This is a genomic window from Desulfobulbaceae bacterium, assembly GCA_013792005.1.
Classification (GTDB): Bacteria; Desulfobacterota; Desulfobulbia; order Desulfobulbales; family VMSU01; genus VMSU01.
Genome location: VMSU01000116.1, coordinates 1 through 3575, shown reverse-complemented (window position 1 = coordinate 3575; position 3575 = coordinate 1). Strand labels below are relative to the sequence as shown.

General features: G+C 50.4%; 4 protein-coding genes. 1 reads left to right on the top strand and 3 read right to left on the bottom strand.

Annotation, left to right across the window (positions count from 1 at the left end; all coding sequences use genetic code 11):
* Positions 1 to 23 precede the first annotated feature (23 nt).
* The 3 genes from FP815_06795 to FP815_06785 form a co-directional block, all read right to left on the bottom strand.
* Positions 24 to 1808 carry a 30S ribosomal protein S1 gene (locus tag FP815_06795; protein MBA3014648.1) on the bottom strand — a complete coding sequence of 595 codons (1785 nt, stop codon included), beginning with the start codon at positions 1806 to 1808 and terminating at the stop codon, positions 24 to 26.
* A gap of 114 nt (positions 1809 to 1922) precedes the next feature.
* Positions 1923 to 2345, bottom strand: a complete 423-nt coding sequence (locus FP815_06790; protein ID MBA3014647.1) for an NUDIX hydrolase — start codon at positions 2343 to 2345, stop codon at positions 1923 to 1925.
* Entirely contained in the window at positions 2336 to 2908 is a 573-nt protein-coding gene (locus tag FP815_06785) for a hypothetical protein (GenBank protein MBA3014646.1), read from the bottom strand. The genes FP815_06790 and FP815_06785 overlap by 10 nt, the downstream gene beginning before the upstream one ends.
* A gap of 464 nt (positions 2909 to 3372) precedes the next feature.
* On the opposite strand from FP815_06785, the gene FP815_06780 reads away from it, so the two are divergent.
* The coding region (locus FP815_06780) for a nitronate monooxygenase (GenBank protein ID MBA3014645.1) at positions 3373 to 3575 on the top strand (203 nt) is incomplete at its 3' end.

Genomic DNA, 3575 nt, shown 5'->3' with positions numbered 1-3575 from the left:
TGGCGCCGGGTTAAGAAACATGGTTATTGTCCAGCCTTCTGGGCCGCCATCTCTTCTTGCTTGGCACTCAGAAGATCGCCAATAGTGGATGGAGTAGACTGCTTCTTCTGATACTCTTCAACAACGGACTCCTCAGTGTCGGACAGAGCCTTGATGGAGAGACCGATTTTGCGGTCCTTGGCCGAGACGTTGATGACCCTGGTCTGGATGGTGTTTCCTACCTTGTACACACCGACAGGGCTGTTGATTTTTTCTTGACTGATTTCGGAGACATGGACCAGGCCTTCGATTCCCTCTTCAACCTCGACAAAAATTCCAAAGTCAGTGACGTTGGTGATCTTGCCTTCAACCATGCTGCCGATCGGATATTTGGTGATTGCTTCTTGCCAAGGATCTGGCTCGAGTTGTTTGATCCCCAGAGAGAACCGTTCGTTCTCGCGGTCAATCTTGAGGACAACAGCTTGAATGGTTTCACCCTTGTTGTATTTCTCTGAAGGGTGCTTGATTCGCTCGGTCCAAGACAAGTCTGAGACATGAATCAGTCCATCTATGCCTTCTTCTATACCGATAAAAATACCGAAGTCTGTGATATTTTTGATTTTACCCTCAATGATGGATCCAACGGGGTAATTTTGGGCTACGAGATCCCATGGGTTCTGTTGGAGTTGCTTCATGCCAAGGGAGATACGCTTAGCGTCGGCATCAATATTTAAGACCACGACTTCGACTTTGTCGCCCATGGCAACCATCTTCGACGGGTGTTTGGCCTTCTTGGTCCAAGACATTTCTGAGACATGGATCAGACCTTCGACGCCCTCTTCAAGTTCGGCAAAGACGCCGTAGTCGGTGATGCTGACCACACGCCCAACCGTTTTGCTGCTGACAGGATAACGATCTTGGACTGTTGACCAAGGATCCGCCTTGAGCTGTTTGACGCCAAGGGAAACCTTGTCGTGTTCCTTGTCGTACTTGAGAATTTTAACTTCGATCTCTTCGCCGACCTTGAACAGTTTGGAAGGGTGAGAAACCCGGCCCCATGAAAGATCGGTGATATGGCAGAGACCATCCAGGCCGCCCAAATCAACGAACACACCGTAATCGGTAATGTTGGTGATGGTGCCCGTGACCGTTGAGCCTTCGATCAGGCTCTCACGCATGGATTCACGCAGTTTGCTTCTTTCTTCTTCCAGGATTGCCCGGCGAGAAATAACAACATTGTTGCGTTTACGATTATATTTAAGGACCTTAAAGTCATAGGTCTGGCCGATCATGGCATCAAGATCCTTGACCGGACGCAGATCGATCTGCGAGTAAGGCAGGAAGGCTGGAACACCGATATCAACTGAGAGGCCACCCTTGACCCGGCTTTCGATAGCGCCTTGAATGACACCGTCATCTTCGGAAATCTTGGCGATGGCTTCCCATACCTTAATGCCGATAGCCTTTTCGCGAGACAGACGCAGGCCGCCTTCACCTTCGCGCTTTTCGACAAAGACTTCAAAGGTGTCGCCTACTTTGACTTCAATAGTCTCCCCTTCGTTTCTGAACTCGGAAAGGGGTACAGTGCTTTCTGACTTGTCACCGATATCGATGATCGCGGCATTGCCGATGAGCGCGATTACCGTACCATGGACAACATCGCCCACTTTGGCGACCTGCATGTCCTCGCCTTCCCCGAAGAGTTCGGCAAAACTTGCGGTGTCACTGATGTCGCTGAACTGGTGAGCGGTTCTTGCAAATACGGAATCTTTGGCATTACTGCCAGGCGTTCCGATGTCGGCCTTTTGCGTTGTGTTTGGTGTTTCCATGAAAGACAATCCTCCTATGATGGTTTTAAGGTCGCACTATATACCAAACAGTCGACGCAAAAACAACCTTTTTTGAGTGATAGTCGAAGGATGACCGTTTTGGAGGGGTGGGGATCAAGCCGAAAAGAAATCTTTAAGGATTTTGGCGTGGTCAAAGACCAGAGGGGGCAGAGATTCTTGGGTGAAAATTCGTGCTTCGGCGGCATCGTCGCCTCCTGTCGGCAGGCCGCTGGCTGTAGCGATAAAGACGGTGGATATGGTATGACGCCGTTGGTCGCGACTGGGGTCGGAGTAGGTCTTAAATTGTTTGTGCAGGCAAATATCAAGGCTGGTTTCTTCTTTTGCTTCTCGGATAGCTGCGTGTTCCAGTGATTCGCCGTAGTCTACAAAGCCGCCGGGGAGCGCCCAGCCTAAGGGTGGATAGCGGCGCTTGACGAGGACGATGCCGTTGTTGATCTGAATAATGATGTCGACTGTCGGCACTGGATGTTTTGGTGTTGGGATACTGTGGCCGCACTGAGGGCAGTTCATGTGCATAGAGCCTCAATCTCACGCCACGATGAGACCGATGGCAGTTGATGGCGACCCAGATTCCAGGGTTGGTTGAAGACCAGGGGGGAAAATCCCTGCTGCTTGAGGTCGACACACGTCTCTGCCCGGTCATCAATAAAGTACTGGAGTTTTAAGTCCTTGAGGTAGACGGCTTTCTTGTCGTGGTCGCCCATGGCGATAAGGTTGACCTTGGCGAAAGTTGTTGGGCCAAGGATATATTTAAGCCAGTTGGCGATAGGGGGGTGTAATGGCCGAGCGGTTATGAAGGTGAGTGGCGCTAAGCGGGAGAGGGTGGTTAGGACGGAGACGGAGTCCGGCATCGGCTGCAAGTCGGCATTGATGGGGTCCTCAAGGAGCGAGGCAAAGATACTGTCGATGATTTCAGGAGCAATGGGCAGGCATTTAGCTACATCAAACTCGGTAATGTGGGCGGTAGTGAATTCGTTGATGCCGTGTCGCTCTTGGGCCAGACGAAAAAAGGCTTCGGCTGTGTCGGCAACGACTCCGTCAATGTCAAAAGCGATAAGTTTCGGGTCAATTTTTTTCATAGTGAGGGTGGATGTTGAGCCAGAATATTCAGGCCGAAGGGGTGTGGGCCGAAGTCTGAGGGTTTCTTAAGCTAGAGAGTATCTGGTTATGGTTATATAATGTATGGCCATTTTTATCAGGCGAGAGGGAACAGTCGTGCAAAAAAACTAACGGGTTGGCTATATAGTTGGGCTGTTATGCAAGGCGCGGTGTGTCTGTTGCGAATGAGCCCATATATATGGTATAATGAGCGTACAAAAGCGTGCTGTAATGCAACCGCGTGGACTTTTTACGACGCACATCAATAGGTAACGCTCTTGACAAATAGAGTCAAGAGTTGCATTATGCCAAATTCTATTAATAGTACAAGGCGGGAGCCGGTGGACGCCCCCAATAAAGGTTGGCGTTCCATGATAAATGCTTCAAACCGTACGTTGTTATCCTGGTGGATCGGCAGCGTTATCTTGATCTGTGGAGTTTTTGAATGAAATTACCTTCGTTGACCATAGGGGGCCTGACGGCGCCCATACCTTTGATCCAAGGCGGCATGTCCATTCGGGTTTCAACCGCTGCTTTGGCAGTGCCGGTGGCCGAATGCGGCGGTATCGGTGTTATCGGCGGCTCCGGTATCCCTGTTGACGAGTTGAAGGCGGATATTATTAAGGCCAAAAAGAGCACTAAGGGGAT